The following is an 18,016-nucleotide window of genomic DNA, read 5'->3' as shown; positions in this document are numbered from 1 at the left end:
GGGTTCGGGCTTCTACCGCACCGACTCCCGGGCGGCCGGTTCCGAGACGACCGCCGGCGGCACGGCCACCAAGCCGGCGAAGTCCGAGTCGTCCTCCGGTGACAGCTCCTCGTCCTCTTCGGGGTCCTCGTCCTCGTCCGGGTCGTCCTCGTCCGGTTCGTCCTCGGGCTCGTCGTCCTCCTCCGGGTCGTCCTCGGGTGGATCGGGCGGCGGCAAGACGGCAGCGGCCAGCTCCACGTCCTGATCGCCGAAGGCCCGACCCCACCACGGGTCGGGCCTCGACCCACTCGGTTTCAGGAAGTCGGCCTGTCCCCGCCGCTCTGACCGCCCGGGTTCCTTGATCCCGAGTCGATCAAGGCGGCTGCCATAGCAGATCGCGCCGTCGGATGCGCGTTTTCCACAGGCCGGGCGGTTGTCCACAGGCGTCGGCAGTGGGTCGGCCGAAGCGGCGGAAACTGCCTAGCCTCCCCGTACACGGGTGCCACTGCGGCGCTCGGGGACGGGAGGCGGCAGAGGCGATGCTCGATCCGGATTCCGCGCGGGCGTTGCGCCCGCTGCGCCAGCTCACTCTGCCCGGCGGGCGCACCCTGCTCCGGGCCGGTCTGGTCGCCGCGCTGCTCGGCCTGGCCGCCGCGGTCCTGCACACCCCGACCGGGTGCCCGCCGACCCCCGTGCCCTCCGACGCGCCGTCGGTGGCAGACCGAACCCCGCCACCACGGACTCCACCGCCGTCAGCGGGGGCCGGCACCGGAGGGGGCTGACCCGCCCGCCGACGGGTACGACCACGCCGGGGCAGGTTCCGCTGCGAGACCGTCCGGTCCGTTCATCCCACGGTCGGCTGTCAGATCGAGGTCGTGGGGGTCTGGCCGCACCACTGGGGGTTCAGTCCCAGTGCGGGGGGCGTTCGGCGAGCAGCCAGTCGTCGTTGCCGCCCGACCGCTCGCCCCAACCACGGTCGGTGTCGTCAGTGGTCTGCTCGGGCAGCACCACGAAGTCTTCGCTCAGGTCGACGGCGCGGTCATCGTCTCCACGTGCGCCGTGCGTGCCAGGGTCCTCGGTGCTCACGAGCGGCAAGACTAGCCCAGCCGAAGGCGGTGGACCGGGCCATCGGCGGTGGGCACGCCAGGCAGAGCCGGCCGGACCGCCGACAGTGGGCGCGCCGGCCAGAAGCGACCGGGCCGCCGGTGGCGTTGGTAGCGTCGGACGGCGTGACGACCCCCAGCGGTGGCAGCAACCCGGACGACTACTGGCGACGGCCCGACACCGGTGACGACGCGGTGGCGGACCAACCTCCCGCCGCGCCCGCGACCACAGCACCGACCGGGCCCACCAATCCACCGACAAGCGGGCCCAGCGATCCACCGCGGAACGAGCAGGCCAGCCCAGCATCGACGGGGCGCCCTCCCAGCGGGAACGCCGGCCCGCCGCCGGCCGGACCAGCGCCGGCTGGGGGCACTGCCAGCGGGTACTCCGGCCCGCCGCCGAGCGTGCCGCCGCCGGCGGGTTGGCGTCCACCCGTACATCTGCAGGCGGCGCCGCCGCGACAGCTGCCGCCGCAGGACATGGCCGAACTGGACGCGGCCGAGCAGCGATCGCAGCGGGTCACCTACGGTTTCGGCGCAGCGGCCGGCGTGGTGCTGCTGGTACTGCTCTGTCTGCTCTGCTCGCGAGTCATCTTCTGATGCCCGCCCACGGGCAGCGGCAGCGAGCAGCAGCTCAGAGGGTGGTGCCCCAAACCGTCTCGGCACCGGAGTGGCCGGTCAGGTAGACGTAGACCAAAGCGGCAATGGAGAGCCCCACGGCCGCTACCGCCAGCACCGGGATGACCAGCGCGGGCAACTGCGGCACCCGGGGGTGGCCACTTGTCGCCACGAGCAGCAGGATGGCCACGATCCCGAGCGGCACCACGACGCGTAACAGGATGTCACCGTAGCGGGAGTGCTCGAAGATCTGATCGAGGATCGGCCCCTGGAAGCCCCTGGCCACCAGCGCGTCGGTGAGTGCCTCACCCGACTTGACGGCGACGTAGGCGGTCACCGGCGCGGCCACGGCGAGGAGGCCCAGGGCCCAGTCCAGCCGGTGCCGCCACCGCGGTAGCCCCACGTACGCGATGGCCAGCACCGCCAGCAGCGGCACGAACACGACGACCGCGTGGATTACCAGGACGTGCACCGGTAGACCCAGGATCTCCTCGAACATCGAACCCTCCAGGTGGATCATGGTCAGGGGTGGTCAGCCTATGGTCCGCCGATCGTCCCCAGGCCCTCGACCGGTGACACGCGCGCCGCGTCGATCGGGTTCATCCTCTGGGCCGTACTCCCGATCTTGCCTGGCTGTGTCGGTGGCCACCCGGAGCGGGCGACGGTTGTCGATGCGGGTCGGGCGTGTTGTCATTGGCCAATGTCGGGTGCCGAGGAGTTGCTGCGGTCGAGGGGCCTGCGCGTCACGCGCCCCCGCCTCGCGGTGCTCGACGTGCTGGCCGACGGCGGCCACCTGGAGGTCGACGAGATCACCCGGCGGGTTCGCGAACGCCTCGACTCGGTGTCCACCCAGGCTGTCTACGACGTGCTGGGCGCGCTGTCCCGGGCCGGGCTGTCACGTCGGATCGAGCCGGCGGGCAGTCCCGCCCGCTATGAGGCGCGGGTGGGCGACAACCACCACCACGTGGTCTGCCGGGGCTGCGGCGAGATCGCCGACATCGACTGCGCGGTGGGCAGCGCGCCGTGCCTGGAGCCGAACAGCGCGCACGGGTTCGAGGTGGACGAGGCCGAAGTGACCTTCTGGGGCCTCTGCCCGGACTGCCGGGCCCGCCGCTCCGCCGACGTCTGATCAGCGGCGCCGGCGGCACGTGACCGGCGAGGTCTGCCCGACCGTGGCACTCTTGTGCGGTGGACTCCGATGACCTCGGCCTGTTCGGTCCGGGTTCGGTCACGTGGAAGGTGCACGAGGAGCCGATCCTGATCGTCGCCGGCCTGCGCTCGCTCTACCTCCAGGCGTTGCACCCCCGGGCCATGGCCGGGGTCGCGCAGAACAGCAACTACCGCACCGACGCCTGGGGCCGACTGGTCCGCACCGCTACCTACGTGGCGACCACGGTCTACGGGACCACCGCCGAGGCGGAGGCCGCCGGGGCCCGGCTACGCCGCCTGCACGACCGGCTGCGGGCCACCGACACGCTCACCGGTGAGCAGTTCCGGATCGACGAACCGGACCTGCTGCGTTGGGTACACGTGACCGAGGTCGAGTCGTTCCTGAGCACGGCCCGACGCGCCGGGCTGCCGCTGAGCGACGACGAGGTGGACGGCTACTACACCGAGCAGCGCCGCGCCGCCGCCCTTGTCGGCCTGGACCCGGCCACCGTCCCGGGGACCGCAGCCGAGGTCGCGGACTACTACGAGGCCGTACGGCCACAGTTGCGGATGACCCGGGAGGCCGCCGAGACGGCGGTGTTCCTCACCGCCCCGCCGCTGCCGTGGAAGCTCAGCCTGCCGGTCCGGTTGGGCCTCACGCTGGGCCCGCCGCGCTGGGCGTACCTGGGGATCGCCGGTACCGCGTTCGCCCTGCTGCCGACGTGGGCACACCGGATGTACGGAGGTCTCGGTCTACCGACCACCGCCCTGTCGGCGGACCTGACTGTGCGCGCGCTGCGGCTCGCGTTCGCCGCCGTCCCCCGCCGCTACCTGGAGGGGCCGTTGATACAGGCAGCAAAGGAGCGGGCCGCGCGGCACGCGGCCGCCTCGTTGGCCGGCTGACCGGCCCACGGCAGGCGGATCAGCCGTCGGCGGGCCGGTCCATGGCCGCCCACGGCTCCTTGCCCGGGACCTGCGCGCCCGTCGGGCAGTGCCGCCGAAAGTCGCACCAGCCGCAGCGCGGGCCGGGCGCCACCGGGAAAGCCTCGTCCGCGTCGGCGCCGTCGGCAACTGCCCGCTCGGCGGCCATGATGTCGCGGGCTGTCTCTTCCGCGCGGGTCAGTTGTCGGGCCAGCGATTCGACTGTGTGGTCGTGGCCAGCGACCGTGCCGGTCGGCAGGTGGTGCAGCTCCACCCGGCGGCACGGCCGACGGAACACCCGCTCGGCGGCGTACGCGTAGAGCGCCAGCGCCTGCGAGCCCCGGGCGTCGTCGGTGTCCAGCCCGGTGCGGCCGGTCTTGTAGTCGACGATGACCAGCTCCGGCCCCTCCGGGCCGGGCCGCGAGTCGATCCGGTCGGTACGACCGTTGAACGCCAACACCGCTGTCTTGACCGCCACCACCCGCTCCACGCCGAGCGGGTCGGAATCCGGCTCCAGCGTCTCGACGTACGCCTCCAGCCATCCCAACGCCCGCCGGTAGGCGGCCCGTTCCTGCTCGTCGTCGCGGTAGCCCTCGCGGACCCAGGTGCCCTTGAGCAGCGTGGCCAGCGCCTCGGGACGCCGCCGGTCGGCGGGCAACGCATACCAGTTCTTCAGGGCGGTGTGCACGCTGGCGCCGAGCGAGTTGTGCGCCCACGGCGGGCCCTTGGGCGGGGCGGGCCGGTCGACGTAGGAGTAGCGGTAGCGACGCGGGCAGTCCGCGTACGCGCCGAGCTTGCTCGGGGTGCAGACGAACAGCCGCTCCGGCATTCCCTCGAAGCCGAGCTGCTCGGCGTCGCCGGCGCGCTGCCGAGGGGCCCGGCCGCCGGCGGCCGGCCGCCCCGCTGATGAGGATCGTCGCACGCCTGAGATCCTGCCACCCACCTCCGACATCGCGCGCGTGCCGTCAGGCCATGTTCACGTACTGCGTGACGAAGGCGGCCACCGCGTCGGCGATGAGCTGCACGGCGATCGCGGCCAGCAGCAGGCCGGCGATCCGGGTCAGCACCTCGATCCCGCCCGGCCGGAGGATCTTCACGATGCCGCCGGAGAAGCGCAGGACGATCCAGACGGCGACCATCACGGCGAGGATCGCCACGGCGATGGCGCTGAACTCTCCCAGCCCGTCGGCCTGCTGGACGAAGAGCATGGTGGCCACGATGGCGCCCGGGCCGGCCAGCAACGGCGTGCCCAGCGGCACCAGCGCGATGTTGGAGGTGACCTGCTGGCTCGGGTCGTCGGCCTTGCCGGTCAGCAGCTCAAGGGCGACGAGCACGAGCAGCAGCCCACCGGCAGCCTGCAACGCCGGCAGGTCCACGTGCAGGTAGTCGAGCAGGGTCTGCCCCGCCACCGCGAAGATCACGATGACGCCGAGCGCCAACGCGACGGCCTGCCAGGCTGCCCGGTTGCGGTCGCGGGCGGGCAGCGGACCGGTCAGCGCCAGGAAGATCGGCATCATGCCCGGCGGATCGGTGATCACCAGCAGGGTCACGAAAACCTCGCCGAACAGCTTCAGATCCACGTGATCAACCTAGCCGCGTCGCGATGGGCGAAATACCCGGATCAGCCCGAAGCGACCTCGGTCACCCCCTCGGCGACGATCCGCTCGTACGCCTCGACGCTGGTGCCGAACGCGCCGAGTTGAACGGTCTTGTGGGTGCCGTGAAAATCCGAGGAGCCGGTGACGAGCAGACCCAACTCGGCGGCGAGCGCCCGCACGTGTTCCCGCTCGGCCGGGCTGTGGTCCTCGTGGTCGGCTTCGAGCCCGGCGAGCCCGGCGGCGGCCAGCTCGGCGATCAGCTCGTCGGGCACCACCCGGCCGCGTCGGGTGGCTCGCGGGTGGGCGAAGACCGGCACGCCTCCGGCCGCCCGGACCAGCCGGACGGCGCGGAACACGTCGATGTCCTCCTTGGGCAGCCGGTACCGCTCGCCCAGCCAGTCCGGGCCGAACGCCTCCCGGACGCTGCCGACCAGGCCGGCGCGGATGAGTGCCTGCGCGATGTGCGGGCGTCCCACGGTGCCACCACCCGCGCCGGTCAGGATGTCCGGCCAGTTCACGTCGATGCCGTCGGCCCGCAGGAGGTCGACCATCAGTTCGCCGCGCTCTTCCCGGGCGGCCCGGACCCGCGCCAGCTCGGCCACCAGCTCCGGGTGGTCCGGATCGAACAGGTACGCGAGCAGGTGCAGCGGCACCGCCGGCTGCGCACCGGACCAGCGACACGACAACTCCGCACCCCGGATCAGACGCAGACCTGGCGGCAGCGCGCCCACGGCCGGCGCCCAGCCGGCCGTGGTGTCGTGGTCGGTGATCGCCAGCACGTCCAGCCCGGCGTCGAACGCCGCGCCGACCAGCTCGGCCGGGGTCAGCGTGCCGTCGCTGGCCGTCGAGTGGGCGTGCAGGTCGATCCGGGGGACGGAGCCGGTACGCGAGGTCACCGCCCGACGCTACCGAGGAAACGGTGAGCCTGGCTCACCTGGGTCACCCGGGGGTCAGAGGCCGTTCACCAGGATCGGCCGCTCTCCGGCTGGCACGCCGGGCACCGCCGCGGGGCTGGCGGGCTTTCCCGCCCGCACCTGGCCGACGTCGACCCGGACCAGCTCGCCGGTGCCGTCGAGGTAGGAGGCCTGGGTCTCGTCGCTCCACACGATCGCCCCGGTCATCGGCGGCCCGGCCGCAACGGCGGTCACGCCCGGCCCGAGCCGCTGGAGGTCGACCAGGAGGGACCGGCCGGCCGTGCCGCTCCCCTCGTTGACCAGCAGCCACCGCCCGTCCGGCGAAACCCCGCCGACGCCGTCCTGGCTCAGGTCTGGACCGCAGCCGGTGCGTACCGGGTCCAGGTGACGTGTCGGGGTGAGGATGGCGAGGCAGGTCCGGCCGGGATCGGTAGTGGTGACCTGGCCGACGAGTCGCCCGTCGGGCAGCCGCCCGTAGACGTTGAGGCTCTCCCGGTCGAGGGCGTCGGGCAACGGCCCCGCACCGGGCCGCCAGAGCGTGTGACCGGCGCTGGCCCTGTCGAGTCGGACCAGCACGCTGTCACCGACGAACCGGACGGGCTCCGCCGCCGCCGGCACCGGGGTGCGCACCGACCCGATGAGTTGGGTGCCGACCACGCCCGCCATCAGGAGATCGTCTCCGTCGCGCCAGGCGACCTGGTGGCTGTCCGGGGCCAGGACGATCGCGCCGGCACCAGCCAGCAGCACCTGCACCAGGCCGTCGTCCTGCACCACCCACAGGGAGCGTCCTGCGGTGCTCTGCGCGCCGACCACCAGCCAACCGCCGCCGCTGGGCAGCGGCTGGACGCGTTCGGCCGGCCCGACGTCGGGCAGCACCAGCCGCCGCCCGTCGGCGCTGACCAGCGTCTCGCTGACGAGGAGAGAGGTCGACGTCGTGGGCGAGGGGGCGGGGCCGGGGACGCTGGCCGTCGGGAGCGGTCGGTTGGTCGGGTCCGGGTCGCCGATCACGACGATGGGTGAGCCGTCCCGCCTGGTCTCGGCACCGAGCTGGGCCATGCCGGCGCTGAGCAGCACTGTGGTGACCGCCGCGAGGGCGAGGCCGGCGGCGGTGCGTCGACGCCGGATCCGGTTCGCGCGACGGATGGCCTGGCCGGCCGGATCGACGCTCAGTGGGCGGGCAAGGGCGACCTGGTGCGAGAGTGTCTCCCGCACCGCACCTTCCATCTCGTCAGGCCGCACCTGGTATGAACGCTGCGGGCCGTCCGTCAGGTTGTCGCGCCGGCCTGGGAAGTGACTCACTGCTGTTCCCCGGAGCCCGTGCCGACGGGCACGGCCGCCGGGGCGGTGGGCAGGACGACCTGCGGGGTGATCGCACGCGGCTCGGCTGGGCACGGAGCGGTCGGGCGGGGCACGGGTCGGCCAGCCGCCCCTGCGGGACGGGGTGTGGCAGCGGCACCGGTGGCCGGAACTCGCCCGATTCGGGAACCCGAGCCCGCCGTCCGGCCGGCGGCACCGGTCGCGGCCCCTGCACCCGCAGACCGGCCGGCGATGCCGGCGGCGGCTGCCAGCTCCGGTGCGTCCGCGCCCAGTCGCCGACGCAGCGTGGCGAGCGCCCGGGACGCCTGGCTCTTCACAGTGCCCGGTGAAATGTCCAGCATCGCGGCGGTCTGCGCCTCCGACATGTCCTCGTAGTAGCGCAGCACCAGCACTGCCCGTTGCCGGTTGGGCAACTCCCGGAGATGCCGCCAGAGCAGGTCACGGTCAAGTTGCTGCTCGATCTCGTCGACACCGGCCCGCTCGGGCAGGACCTCGGTCGGGCGTTCGCCGTGCCAGCGCCGCCGCCACCAACTGGTCGACGTGTTGACCATCACACGCCGGGCGTACGGCTCGACCGCCTCGATCCCGCCGAGCCGCTTCCACGCCAGGTAGGTCTTGGTCAGCGCCGTCTGGAGCAGGTCCTCGGCCGTGGCCCAGTCGCCGGTGAGCAGATAAGCGGTGCGTAGGAGCGCGGCGGAGCGGGCCGCGACGAACTCGCGGAACTGCTCCTCCAACGAGTCCTTGCTCGCCACCGCCCACCTCCACACCCCCGCCGTCCTGGCAGAGTGCCACGTCAGGGGCGCTCTGGTCCATGACGAAAGGTGCGCACTTGCTCCGATGTTCGGTCGAAAACCTTCACGCCCCGTCGTCGGCCTTGGCCTCGTCGGCCTCCTTGCCGAGCCGCGCCTCGACGGCCTGAGGCTCGTACATCTCCTCGACGACGCGTAGGTAGAGCTCGTTCGGGTTGGGCAGGTTCTTGATCTCGCGAAGCGCCTGCTCCTGGCCGGCGGACTCCAGCACGAAGGTGCCGTAGTTGAGCGCTCGACCGGTCGGGGTCTGCTCGTACTTCATGTCGGTGACCCGGACCAGCGGCATCATCGCCACCTTGCGGGTGACGATGCCGTTGACCACCATGACCCGCTTGTTGGTCAGGATGAACCGGTCATACCACCAGTCGGCGACCTTCCACGCCACCCAGCCCATCACCGCGAACCACAGCAGTACGGCGATGGTGGTCAACGCGCCGACGTCCTGGCCGGCGAGGAAGCCGGAGAGGTAGCCGAGCACGAAGGTCGCCGCGACGCCGATCAACAGCGGGTTGGTGAGGTGGATCCAGTGTCGCTTCCACTCGCCCCGGTAGCGCTCGGTGGGGAAGAGGTAGCGAGCCACCAGCGAACTGGGCTCGTCTTCCAGGGGCAGCACCCGCCGGGGGGTCGAGCCGGTCGCGTCGGCGCGCAACCCGGCCAGCTCGTCCTCGGAGATCTGCGGCGGCTGGTAACTGGCCTCCGGATCACGGACCCACCCCCGACCGGAACGGCCCTGGCCGGCATAGCCGGGCCCGTCGCCATAGCCGACGTCGTCCGAAAGGGACGGACCGTCGGACAGGCCGGGACCGGCCCCGTAGCCCGGGCCGTCATCAGGCCCGATCCGCGGGATCGGCTCGGTGTCGCGCTCGCGACGTTCCCGGTCGGGGTCGTCCGGGTCGAAGGGTGGACCGGAGGGGCTGCCCATCGGCGGCTAGGCGACGAGGCTGGTGAAGAAGTCGCCAAACCCCTGGGCGATATCCATGATCCCGCCGCCGAGCGACTTGAACACGTCTGCCGCAGAGTTTGGCCGGTAGGCGACGAAGAAGATCAAGAATGCGATTCCGGCCCAGGTGAGGACCTTCTTGACCATGGCGGGCCATCCTCTCGCGCGGCGCCGGGTCCCATTACCGCAGCGGCACCCAGAGTATCAGTGTGGTGTCGTACAGTGAATATCTGCGTCCGTTCTCCGTCAATCCGGAAGAGTTGTCAAGCTCTACCGGGTAGATACGGGGACGGTGCGCCGTACACGAGCTCGGGCGGAGTCCACTCGGTCAGGTCGTGAAGCACGACATCTTCCGCGAGCAGGTGACCCGCACTCGCCGGCCAGGCTATCGCATGGAGCCACATTCCCCGAGCTTCGCCGGCGTACGCGCTTCGATCCGTCGGTGAATTCACCAACCACAGTGGAGTAGGGTGCCCGCCGACCTTGATCTTCGCCTGTCCGACGTGGTCGGGGTGACCCGACCCCGGGTCGGTCAACGCGTCCACCAACTCCGGTCCCGGATCCGGGCCGGTCAGACCGGCGAGCCGGGTGCCCAGGCCGACACCGGGTTCCTCGGCCACGAAGACCAGATCGGCCGGGCCGCCACCGAGCGGCGCCGGGCCCGCGCAGGCCACCACCGTCGCCCGCACGCCCGTCCGGTCGTCCCCGGCGTACGCCACGCCGGTGAGTGTCCAACCGGGCGGCAGCGGCCACGGGCACCACAACGGCGTCACCGGCGGATCGCCGGTCGCGGTGATCCGTTCCACCACGCTCGCCACGATGTCCGCTCCGATGTGCTCGGGCACGTGCAACGGCGGAACCGGGCCGCAGCGCACACACCTCGAGTCGGTGTTCATCAGATCCGGCGCCCGTACCGGGCCCCCGCATCTCGGACAACTCACCGCGACACTCACATCCCCACCGTTCCCCCGGACCGCCGGCACGTCAAGCCGGAACGTCCGATTCGGCACCGTACGTGGGTCAGTCCGGCGGCGTACCGGCGTGCGCGCGGATCCAGGCGTGCATGGCGATTCCGCTGGCCACGCCGGCGTTGATCGACCTCGTCGAGCCGTACTGGGCGATGGAGTAGAGCTGGTCGCAGGCGGCACGGGCCGGCGCGGAGAGGCCGGGCCCCTCCTGGCCGAACAGCAGCACGCAGTCCCGCGGCAGGGTGCCGGTCTCCAGCGGACGCGACCCGGGCAGGTTGTCGATGCCGAACACCGGCAGTTGCCGCTCGGCCGCCCAGACGACGAACTCCTCGATCGTCTCGTGGTGCCGTACGTGCTGGTACCGATCGGTCACCATCGCGCCGCGCCGGTTCCACCGTCGCCGTCCGACGATGTGCACCTCTGCGGCGTTGAACGCGTTGGCGTTGCGCACCACGGTGCCGATGTTGAAGTCGTGCTGCCAGTTCTCGATCGCGACGTGGAAGCCGTGCCGGTGTCGGTCCAGGTCGGCGACGATCGCCTCGTGCCGCCAGTAGCGGTAGCGGTCGACGACGTTGCGCCGGTCCCCCTCCGCGAGCAGTTGTCTGTCGTAACGGGGGTCGTCCGGTGGGTCCCCCGGCCAGGGGCCCACGCCCACCTCAAGCTGGTCGTCGGTCACGGTCATCAGAGGGTACGGACCGCGTCGGCGTCGGCCGCGACGACCTGCCGGTCAGCCCAGGTCGAGGGCGGCACCGAGCCGGTCCAGGAAGCGCCGGTCCGCCGGGCTGGCCGGTGGGTCCACCCGGCGCGCGACGGTGCCGGGCACCGCGCGACAGACCCGGGCCGCGACCGACTGCACCCACTGGCGGTACGCGGCCGAGTCGGCGGGGTCGGCCCGCCGCCGGAGCACCCGGCTCGCCGCACGGCAGGCGGCCAGCAGGTCCACCAGGTCGGTGAGCCGCTCGGCGGGTTGCGGGGTGCCGTCGTGGCGGGCGTAGATCGTGGCGACCACCGCGCGGACCAGGTCGCTGTCGGAGGCTCGGCCCGCGGCCACGGCATCCAGACCGGCCAGGCCGGCCATGACTCCACGCTCCGTCCGGCCAGGGCCGGGTGCCGCGGCGGCCACGAGAACCCGACCGGGCAGGCTGGTGAGCAGGTCCCACTCGGCGGCGGAGTAGACAGCTGTGGTCAAGGGTGCGGCTCGGCGGCCGGCAGAGGACGGCTCTCCCGCTACGGAGTGGCTCATCGGAACCTCCGGCGTCAGCATATGCCCCGCGACGGGCACCGGGCCCCTTCCCCAGCAGACCCGCGGCGGGGAAGGAGCCCGGTGTTCGTCGACGGTCGAGCCTGCCGCGCGGCTGTCAGCGCGGCTCGGGGAAGCTGGGCCGCTCCGGATCCACTCCGTCGGGCACCGCAGCGGCCGCGTACTCCCGCTTGGGGACCATGACCTTGCGCCGGAAGACGCAGACCATGGTGCCGTCCTGGTTGTAGCCGCGGGTCTCCACCGACACCACGCCCCGGTCGGGTTTCGAGCCGGACTCACGCTTGTCCAGCACCGTGGTCTCGCCGTAGATGGTGTCGCCGTGGAAGGTCGGCGCGACGTGTCGCAGCGACTCGACCTCCAGGTTGGCGATCGCCATGCCACTCACATCGGGCACGGACATGCCGAGCAGCAGCGAGTAGATGTAGTTGCCGACCACGACGTTGCGCTTGAACTGGCTGGCCGTCGCGGCGTAGTGCGCGTCCATGTGCAGCGGGTGGTGGTTCATGGTGAGCAGGCAGAAGAGGTGGTCGTCGTACTCGGTGACGGTCTTGCCCGGCCAGTGCCGGTAGACCGCGCCGACCTCGAACTCCTCGTAGTAGCGACCGAACTGCATGCTGGTCCCTTCGACGGGCGGCGATGGAGTTCGGCACAGCATGCCTTACCGATGGTTAAGGCAACCGGCGGGGCGCGACGGCGGCGGAAATGTCACACCGGTCACTCGCCTGGGGGGAGACGCAATGAGCGGCGGGGCCCTCCCCGGCACCCGCCGCCCACGCTCTGATGTGAGGAATTCTGCCCTACGCCTGCGTAGGTTCAACAGAGATCGCGGTCACATTTATCTTTTTGTAACACTACTGTCAGTGACGACGCGGAGGTTGATCAGCGATCTCCGCAGGCCGGATACCTCCTTGTCAAGGCCCAAGTTACCGATTCGTAGTGCTCAATCGCGTGGATCTCCCTGGAAACGCTCCCATTACCGCAGGTCACGCAAGTGCGTCATGCACTTGCGTTCCGCAGGTCGGGTGTGAACAGATGCTCGTCGATGACCTGCGGCACCCCCCGGCAGCCCTGGGCACGTTTCGTGCCCCACCGCACGGGAATTCGATACGGTCAGCCCTGGTTCTACGGGACGTAGATAAACCGCGGTGATCGGAGAGTGCAATGGCAACCGTTGAGCTGACCTCGACGAACTTCGACGAGGTGACCGGCAACGACGGCATCGTCCTGGTCGACTTCTGGGCCGACTGGTGTGGTCCGTGCAAGCGGTTCGCCCCGGTCTACGAGCGCTCCTCGGAGAAGCACCAGAACATCGTCTTCGGCAAGGTCGACACGGAGGCTCAGCAGGAGCTGGGCGCCAAGTTCGACATCCGCTCGATCCCGACGATCATGGCGATCCGTGACGGCGTCATCGTCTTCGCCCAGCCGGGCGCGCTTCCCGAGTCCGCGCTCGAGAACCTGATCGAGCAGGTCGAGGCGCTGGACATGGACGACGTCCGCAAGCAGCTGGCCGAGCACAACCACTGAGTCGTCCCCACGACGACACGCGAGGCCGGGCCCGATGCGGGCCCGGCCTTCGTCGTACCCCCACCAACTCCCGCATGATCACCTGCCTGGTCAGGCCGAACTGGCCGTCGGAGGGACCCGAGGCCGTCGGTACATCCCGTATCGTCACGACCCGATGGAGAACCTGACCACCCGCGGGCGCGTGACCCGGCTGGGCGCGACAGCACTGGGCCTCGTCCTGCTCGTCGTCGGCACCTTCTGGGGCAGCGACGACGACTTCCCGTTCGGCCCGTTCCGGATGTACTCCACCTCCAACCCGCCGAACGCACCCGCACCCGACACCCGTGTCGAGGGGGTGAACAGCTCCGGGGCGGTGATCGACCTCGACCAGAACGCGACAGGGATCCGCCGCGCCGAGATCGAGGGTCAGCAGGCCCGGTACGCCGCCGACCCGACACTGCTCACCGAGGTCGCCGACGCGTACGCCGAACGCCACCCGGACGCCCCCGCGCTGGTCGAGGTCCGCATCGTCATCCGCTGGCACGGCATCCGCGCCGGCCGGCCGACCGGCCAACACACCGATGAGACCGTCGTCCGCTGGCAGGCCACCCGATGAACCGCTGGCTGACCGAGGCCGTACCCCGGGGCCGGGTAGCCGCCTTCCGCACCCTGATCTACCTGTTCGTCGCCGCCGACCTGGTGATCTTCACCCCCTGGGTACGCACCCGGGTCAGCGTGCCCGGCGACCTGTACCAGCCACTCCTGATCGGCCGCCTGCTCCCACTGCCGACGCCAACCGAGACGCTGGTGACGGTGATCTTCTGGGCGTTGCTGCTGCTCGCCCTCCTCGCCGCCACCGGACGAGCGCCCCGGCTGCTCGGCTGGGCGGTGTGCGCGCTGTACCTGGAGTGGATGATCATCGCGATGAGCTACGGGAAGGTCGACCACGACCGGTTCGGGCTGCTCGTCGCACTGGCCGTGCTGCCCACCGCCGGTCGCGCCCGACACGGCGACACCACCCGCACCGAGGCCGGCGGCTGGGCGCTACGCGTCACCCAGATCGCGGTGATCTGCACGTACTTCCTGGCGGCCTTCGCCAAGCTGCGCTTCGGCGGTCTGGACTGGCTGACCGGCTCGGTCCTGGCCCGCGCGATCATCCGGCGCGGCACCGACCTGGCGGACCTCATCGCCCAGGTGCCGTACCTGCTGATCGTCGCCCAGTTCGGCATCGTGGCGTTCGAGCTGCTGAGCCCGATGGTCTTCTTCCTGCCACCCCGCTGGCGACTCGCCATGGTCGGCTTCTTCTACTCGTTCCACGCGGTCACCATCGCGACAATCACGATCTCGTTCGCACCGCACCTGGCCGCGATGACCAGCTTCCTACCGCTGGAGCGGGTGCGCCCGCTGGTCTGGGCACGCCGGCTGCTCGGCCGTGGCTCTCCCGAGCCGACGACGGATGCCCCGGAACCGCGCCCGGCCGACGTCGACCCGGCGCCGGGCGACCAGGGCCCGGTGACAGCCGGCGCGGGGCCGGCGCTCGACGATCAGGCGCCGGTGGTCGGGCGACCGGCCGGCCCGTAGAGCCGCTCCCGGGCCTCCTGCGGCAGGGAGCAGGCCGCCGTGCCACCGGGAAGTCGGTGCCGGTTACGCGCCACCCAGCGGTACAACGGCCAGGCCGCGACGCGTACCGGAGGAATCCGCAGGCCGGCGCCGGCGACCCGCCAGAGCGGGCCACTCGCGGCGAGCAGCTTCGCGATGGCGTCCGGGCCGGCCGCGCGCGAGCCGTCCGCGCCGACCCACTGCACGGCCTCCTCGCACTCGGCCACTGTGAGGCCGAGCGCGTCCAGGTCGGCGAACTGCCAGGGCACCACCCGTGCGGCGGTGGGGATGCGGCGCTCGATGAACTCCGCACAGCTCGTGCAGAACGCGCAGTCCCCGTCGTAGACGAAGGTCGACGTCTCCATGACGCCCATCCTCCCCTCTCCGACCACCCGAACGCCCACCGGTGTACGGCGGGTCACTTGCGCTCGCCTCGTACACGTGTTCGAATGATGGCCATGCGCTGGGACAACCTCACCGCTCCCCCGGTCGAGGGAGACCCCGAGCGGGCAGCGCCAGCGACGCCACCCCTGCCGCTGGCGCTGCCCGGCGCCGTCGCCCGCACCTTCGACACCCCCGAGTTCGCCGGGATGACCTTCTACGAGGTGCAGGCCAAGTCCATCCTCAACCGGGTGCCCGGGCAGTCCCGCGTCCCGTTCGAGTGGACGATCAACCCATATAGGGGCTGCTCTCATGCCTGCACTTACTGTTTCGCGAGAAATACTCACACCTATCTCGATCTCGATGCCGGCGCGGACTTCGACCGGAAGGTGATCGTCAAGGTCAACGCCGGCGAGCTGGTCCGGCGTGAGCTGGCCGCGCCGCGCTGGCGGGGCGCGCACGTGGCGATGGGCACCAACGTGGACTGCTACCAGCGTGCCGAGGGTCGTTACCGGCTGATGCCGCAGATCATCGGTGCCCTGCGAGACTTCGCCAACCCGTTCTCGATCCTCACCAAGGGCACGCTGATCCTGCGCGACCTGCCGCTGCTGCGCGAGGCCGCCGAGGTGACCACGGTGGGCATCTCCTTCTCGGTGGGGTTCGTCGACGAGCACCTCTGGCGCACCGTCGAGCCGGGCACACCGCACCCACGCCGCCGGCTCGACGCCGTCCGGGCACTCGCCGACGCCGGCTTCTCCGTCGGCGTGTTGATGGCACCGATCCTGCCCGGTCTCAGCGACGGCGACGAGTCGATCGACGCCACCGTCTCGGCGATCGCCGCCGCCGGTGCGACGAGCGTGACCGCCCTGCCCCTGCACCTGCGTCCCGGCGCCCGGGAGTGGTACGCGCACTGGCTCGCCCGTGAGCACCCGCACCTCGTGCCCCGCTACCGCGAGCTCTACCGGGCCGGTGCGTACGCCCCGCAGGCGTACCAGCGGGAGTTGACCGCGCGGGTGCGGATCGCCGCCCGCCGGCACGGGCTGCACCGCGGGGAGCGGGGCGACAACCGCAGCCTGCCCGAGCCACCGCCACCGTCGGCGGCCGAGCAGCTGACGCTGTTGTAGTCGGAGCTACAGTCGGCGGGTGCGTACCGCTCAGCAGATCCTCGCCGACTCCGCCGTGATCGCCGTCGTGGGTGCGTCCCGCGACCCGTTCAAGGCCGCGCACGGCGTGCCGTTGCAGATGCAGCAGTACGGCTGGCGCATCATCCCAGTCAACCCGACGGTCGACGAACTGTTCGGGGAACGGGCCTACAAGAGCCTCGCCGACATTCCGCACCCCGTTGACCTGGTGGACGTGTTCCGGCCGGCGGCCGACGCCGTGCAGGTGGTCCGGGACGCGGCGGCGATCGGCGCGCCCGCGGTCTGGCTCCAACTGGGCATCGTCTCGCCCGAGGCGCGGCGGATCGCCGAGGAGGCCGGCATGGACTACGTGGAAGACCGCTGCCTCATCGTCGAACGAGCCGCCGCCAACCTGACCCGCCTGACCTGACCCACCCTCCCCATCCCCCGCGATCTTGCACTTACTGTCCCGGCATACCTGACATAAGGGTCGACCGGGCAACCGAAAGTGCAAGATCGCGACGGGCGGGGCGGGGCGGGGCGGGGCGGGGCGGGTTAGAGCTTGTATTCCTTGAGGAGGCCGCGGGAGATGATGGTCTTCTGGATCTCCGAAGTGCCCTCGCCGATGAGCAGGAACGGGGCCTCCCGCATCAGCCGCTCGATCTCGTACTCCTTGGAGTAGCCGTAGCCGCCGTGGATGCGGAACGCCTCCTGGACGACCTCGGCGCAGTATTCCGAGGCGAGCAGCTTGGCCATCCCGGCCTCCACGTCGTTGCGCTGGCCGGCGTCCTTGAGCCGGGCGGCGTTGACCATGAGGGCGTGCGCGGCCTCGATCTTCGTGCCCATCTCGGCGAGCTTGAAGGCGATCGCCTGGTGCTTGGCGAGGGGCTGACCGAAGGTCTTGCGCTGCTGGGCGTAGCTCACCGCCAGCTCGAAGGCTCGGATGGAGATGCCGCAGGCACGGGCGGCCACGTTGACCCGGCCCACCTCGATGCCGTCCATCATCTGGTAGAAGCCGCGGCCCACCTGGTCGGCGCCGCCGAGGATCGCGGAGTCGGGCACGGTCACGCCGTCGAGCACCATCTCGGTTGTCTCGACACCCTTGTAACCCATCTTCTCGATCTTGCCGGGGATGGTGAGGCCGGGGGCGGTCTCGCCGAAGCCCGGCTCCTTCTCCAGCAGGAAGGTGCTCATGTTGCCGTAGACGGACTCCGCGCCGGTGTCGGTCTTGACCAGGGTGGCCACCACCGAGGAGTAGGCCCCGTTGGTGAGCCACATCTTCTGCCCGTTGAGCACGTAGCGGTCGCCGTCGCGGACGGCCCGGGACTTGATCGCCGAGACGTCGGAGCCGGTCTCGGGCTCGGACATGGAGAACGCGCCGCGAACCTCGCCGGTGGCCATCTTCGGCAGCAGGCGGGTCTTCTGCTCGGCGGAGCCGTGCTGAGAGATCAGGTACGCCACGATGAAGTGGGTGTTGACGATGCCGGAGATCGACATCCAGCCTCGGGACAGTTGCTCCACCACCAGCGCGTAGGTGAGCAGCGATTCGCCGAGGCCGCCGTACTCCTCGTCGATGGTGAGACCGAACAGCCCCATCTCGCGCATGCCGTCGAGGATGTCGGTGGGGTACTCGTCGGCGTGCTCCAGTCGCTGCGCGTGCGGGATGATCTCCTTGTCGGCGAAGTCCCGAACGGTCTCCAGGATCGACTGTTGCACATCGGTCAGGCCGGGCGTCTGGGCGAGTCGGGCCATCTCAGCCTCCGGGGATCCGCGCACTACTCATGGGTAACTGAACGCTGGGTCAGTATCGGCCCCTCGGGTCGACGAGGCCAAGG

Annotated in this window: 25 protein-coding genes; 9 read left to right on the top strand and 16 right to left on the bottom strand. The window is 71.1% G+C overall.

Annotated features, from left to right (window positions below; translation table 11 throughout):
• Positions 1-12: 12 nt before the first annotated feature.
• Complete coding sequence (locus tag ABZ794_RS07150; RefSeq protein WP_238690847.1) at positions 13-237, bottom strand: hypothetical protein; 225 nt, start codon at positions 235-237, stop codon at positions 13-15.
• 281 nt (positions 238-518) lie between these two features.
• On the opposite strand from ABZ794_RS07150, the gene ABZ794_RS07145 reads away from it, so the two are divergent.
• On the top strand, positions 519-761 hold the full coding sequence (locus ABZ794_RS07145) for a hypothetical protein (RefSeq protein ID WP_238690801.1): 243 nt from the start codon (positions 519-521) through the stop codon (positions 759-761).
• Positions 762-882: 121 nt separating this feature from the next.
• Here the strand turns inward: ABZ794_RS07145 and ABZ794_RS07140 are convergent, their stop codons facing one another.
• Complete coding sequence (locus ABZ794_RS07140) at positions 883-1,065, bottom strand: hypothetical protein (protein WP_210781845.1); 183 nt, start codon at positions 1,063-1,065, stop codon at positions 883-885.
• A 143-nt stretch (positions 1,066-1,208) separates the two neighbouring features.
• Here ABZ794_RS07140 and ABZ794_RS07135 point away from each other — a divergent pair, with 143 nt between their 5' ends.
• Entirely contained in the window at positions 1,209-1,682 is a 474-nt protein-coding gene (locus tag ABZ794_RS07135) for a hypothetical protein (protein WP_238690800.1), read from the top strand.
• A gap of 34 nt (positions 1,683-1,716) precedes the next feature.
• Here the strand turns inward: ABZ794_RS07135 and ABZ794_RS07130 are convergent, their stop codons facing one another.
• Positions 1,717-2,199 (bottom strand): DUF2231 domain-containing protein, encoded by a 483-nt coding sequence (locus ABZ794_RS07130; protein WP_091397283.1) that lies wholly within the window; start codon positions 2,197-2,199, stop codon positions 1,717-1,719.
• Between the two features lie 201 nt (positions 2,200-2,400).
• Here ABZ794_RS07130 and ABZ794_RS07125 point away from each other — a divergent pair, with 201 nt between their 5' ends.
• Complete coding sequence (locus ABZ794_RS07125; RefSeq protein ID WP_210781844.1) at positions 2,401-2,829, top strand: Fur family transcriptional regulator; 429 nt, start codon at positions 2,401-2,403, stop codon at positions 2,827-2,829.
• Positions 2,830-2,888: 59 nt separating this feature from the next.
• Positions 2,889-3,752, top strand: a complete 864-nt coding sequence (locus ABZ794_RS07120) for an oxygenase MpaB family protein (RefSeq protein ID WP_210781843.1) — start codon at positions 2,889-2,891, stop codon at positions 3,750-3,752.
• A gap of 19 nt (positions 3,753-3,771) precedes the next feature.
• Here the strand turns inward: ABZ794_RS07120 and ABZ794_RS07115 are convergent, their stop codons facing one another.
• The 11 genes from ABZ794_RS07115 to ABZ794_RS07065 all read right to left on the bottom strand — a co-directional run bounded on the left by ABZ794_RS07115 (position 3,772) and on the right by ABZ794_RS07065 (position 12,190).
• On the bottom strand, positions 3,772-4,692 hold the full coding sequence (locus tag ABZ794_RS07115; protein WP_210781842.1) for a PD-(D/E)XK nuclease family protein: 921 nt from the start codon (positions 4,690-4,692) through the stop codon (positions 3,772-3,774).
• 43 nt (positions 4,693-4,735) lie between these two features.
• Positions 4,736-5,350: a MarC family protein gene (locus tag ABZ794_RS07110; protein ID WP_091394729.1), complete on the bottom strand. Its 615-nt coding sequence runs from the start codon at positions 5,348-5,350 to the stop codon at positions 4,736-4,738.
• 41 nt (positions 5,351-5,391) lie between these two features.
• On the bottom strand, positions 5,392-6,264 hold the full coding sequence (locus ABZ794_RS07105) for a PHP domain-containing protein (protein ID WP_210781841.1): 873 nt from the start codon (positions 6,262-6,264) through the stop codon (positions 5,392-5,394).
• 54 nt (positions 6,265-6,318) lie between these two features.
• Entirely contained in the window at positions 6,319-7,494 is a 1,176-nt protein-coding gene (locus ABZ794_RS07100) for a hypothetical protein (protein ID WP_210781840.1), read from the bottom strand.
• A gap of 83 nt (positions 7,495-7,577) precedes the next feature.
• Positions 7,578-8,351 carry a SigE family RNA polymerase sigma factor gene (locus tag ABZ794_RS07095; RefSeq protein WP_210781839.1) on the bottom strand — a complete coding sequence of 258 codons (774 nt, stop codon included), beginning with the start codon at positions 8,349-8,351 and terminating at the stop codon, positions 7,578-7,580.
• Between the two features lie 103 nt (positions 8,352-8,454).
• Positions 8,455-9,330: a PH domain-containing protein gene (locus ABZ794_RS07090; protein WP_210781838.1), complete on the bottom strand. Its 876-nt coding sequence runs from the start codon at positions 9,328-9,330 to the stop codon at positions 8,455-8,457.
• Between the two features lie 6 nt (positions 9,331-9,336).
• A complete protein-coding gene (locus ABZ794_RS07085; RefSeq protein WP_007455302.1) occupies positions 9,337-9,495 on the bottom strand; it encodes a hypothetical protein in 159 nt (52 codons plus the stop codon).
• A gap of 116 nt (positions 9,496-9,611) precedes the next feature.
• Positions 9,612-10,289, bottom strand: coding sequence for a DUF6758 family protein (locus ABZ794_RS07080; RefSeq protein ID WP_341866340.1), 678 nt, complete (start codon positions 10,287-10,289; stop codon positions 9,612-9,614).
• Positions 10,290-10,368: 79 nt separating this feature from the next.
• Positions 10,369-10,992, bottom strand: a complete 624-nt coding sequence (locus ABZ794_RS07075) for an RNA methyltransferase (RefSeq protein ID WP_210781868.1) — start codon at positions 10,990-10,992, stop codon at positions 10,369-10,371.
• Positions 10,993-11,043: 51 nt separating this feature from the next.
• Complete coding sequence (locus ABZ794_RS07070) at positions 11,044-11,580, bottom strand: hypothetical protein (protein ID WP_210781837.1); 537 nt, start codon at positions 11,578-11,580, stop codon at positions 11,044-11,046.
• A 94-nt stretch (positions 11,581-11,674) separates the two neighbouring features.
• Complete coding sequence (locus tag ABZ794_RS07065; RefSeq protein WP_210781836.1) at positions 11,675-12,190, bottom strand: MaoC family dehydratase; 516 nt, start codon at positions 12,188-12,190, stop codon at positions 11,675-11,677.
• 548 nt (positions 12,191-12,738) lie between these two features.
• On the opposite strand from ABZ794_RS07065, the gene trxA reads away from it, so the two are divergent.
• The 3 genes from trxA to ABZ794_RS07050 all read left to right on the top strand — a co-directional run bounded on the left by trxA (position 12,739) and on the right by ABZ794_RS07050 (position 14,661).
• Complete coding sequence (gene trxA / locus ABZ794_RS07060; protein WP_007455291.1) at positions 12,739-13,101, top strand: thioredoxin; 363 nt, start codon at positions 12,739-12,741, stop codon at positions 13,099-13,101.
• Positions 13,102-13,255: 154 nt separating this feature from the next.
• The gene (locus tag ABZ794_RS07055) at positions 13,256-13,696 is read left to right on the top strand and encodes a hypothetical protein (RefSeq protein ID WP_210781835.1); all 441 of its coding nucleotides are present in this window, start codon (positions 13,256-13,258) and stop codon (positions 13,694-13,696) included.
• Complete coding sequence (locus ABZ794_RS07050) at positions 13,693-14,661, top strand: HTTM domain-containing protein (protein ID WP_210781834.1); 969 nt, start codon at positions 13,693-13,695, stop codon at positions 14,659-14,661. The genes ABZ794_RS07055 and ABZ794_RS07050 overlap by 4 nt, the downstream gene beginning before the upstream one ends.
• Here the strand turns inward: ABZ794_RS07050 and ABZ794_RS07045 are convergent.
• Positions 14,625-15,044 (bottom strand): DUF393 domain-containing protein, encoded by a 420-nt coding sequence (locus ABZ794_RS07045; RefSeq protein WP_109819716.1) that lies wholly within the window; start codon positions 15,042-15,044, stop codon positions 14,625-14,627. The two genes, ABZ794_RS07050 and ABZ794_RS07045, sit on opposite strands and share 37 nt — an antisense overlap.
• Before the next feature lie 93 nt (positions 15,045-15,137).
• Between ABZ794_RS07045 and ABZ794_RS07040 the strand changes: the two genes are divergently transcribed.
• Complete coding sequence (locus ABZ794_RS07040) at positions 15,138-16,184, top strand: Rv2578c family radical SAM protein (protein WP_210781833.1); 1,047 nt, start codon at positions 15,138-15,140, stop codon at positions 16,182-16,184.
• Positions 16,185-16,203: 19 nt separating this feature from the next.
• Positions 16,204-16,611: a CoA-binding protein gene (locus ABZ794_RS07035; RefSeq protein ID WP_210781832.1), complete on the top strand. Its 408-nt coding sequence runs from the start codon at positions 16,204-16,206 to the stop codon at positions 16,609-16,611.
• Between the two features lie 125 nt (positions 16,612-16,736).
• Here the strand turns inward: ABZ794_RS07035 and ABZ794_RS07030 are convergent, their stop codons facing one another.
• Positions 16,737-17,933, bottom strand: a complete 1,197-nt coding sequence (locus tag ABZ794_RS07030) for an acyl-CoA dehydrogenase family protein (protein WP_210781867.1) — start codon at positions 17,931-17,933, stop codon at positions 16,737-16,739.
• Positions 17,934-18,016 lie beyond the last annotated feature (83 nt).

It is taken from the genome of Micromonospora sp. NPDC047187 (assembly GCF_040643355.1).
Taxonomy (GTDB): Bacteria; Actinomycetota; Actinomycetes; order Mycobacteriales; family Micromonosporaceae; genus Micromonospora; species Micromonospora salmantinae.
The sequence above is the reverse complement of the archived record's forward strand: the minus strand, read 5'-3'. Positions and strand labels throughout refer to the sequence as shown.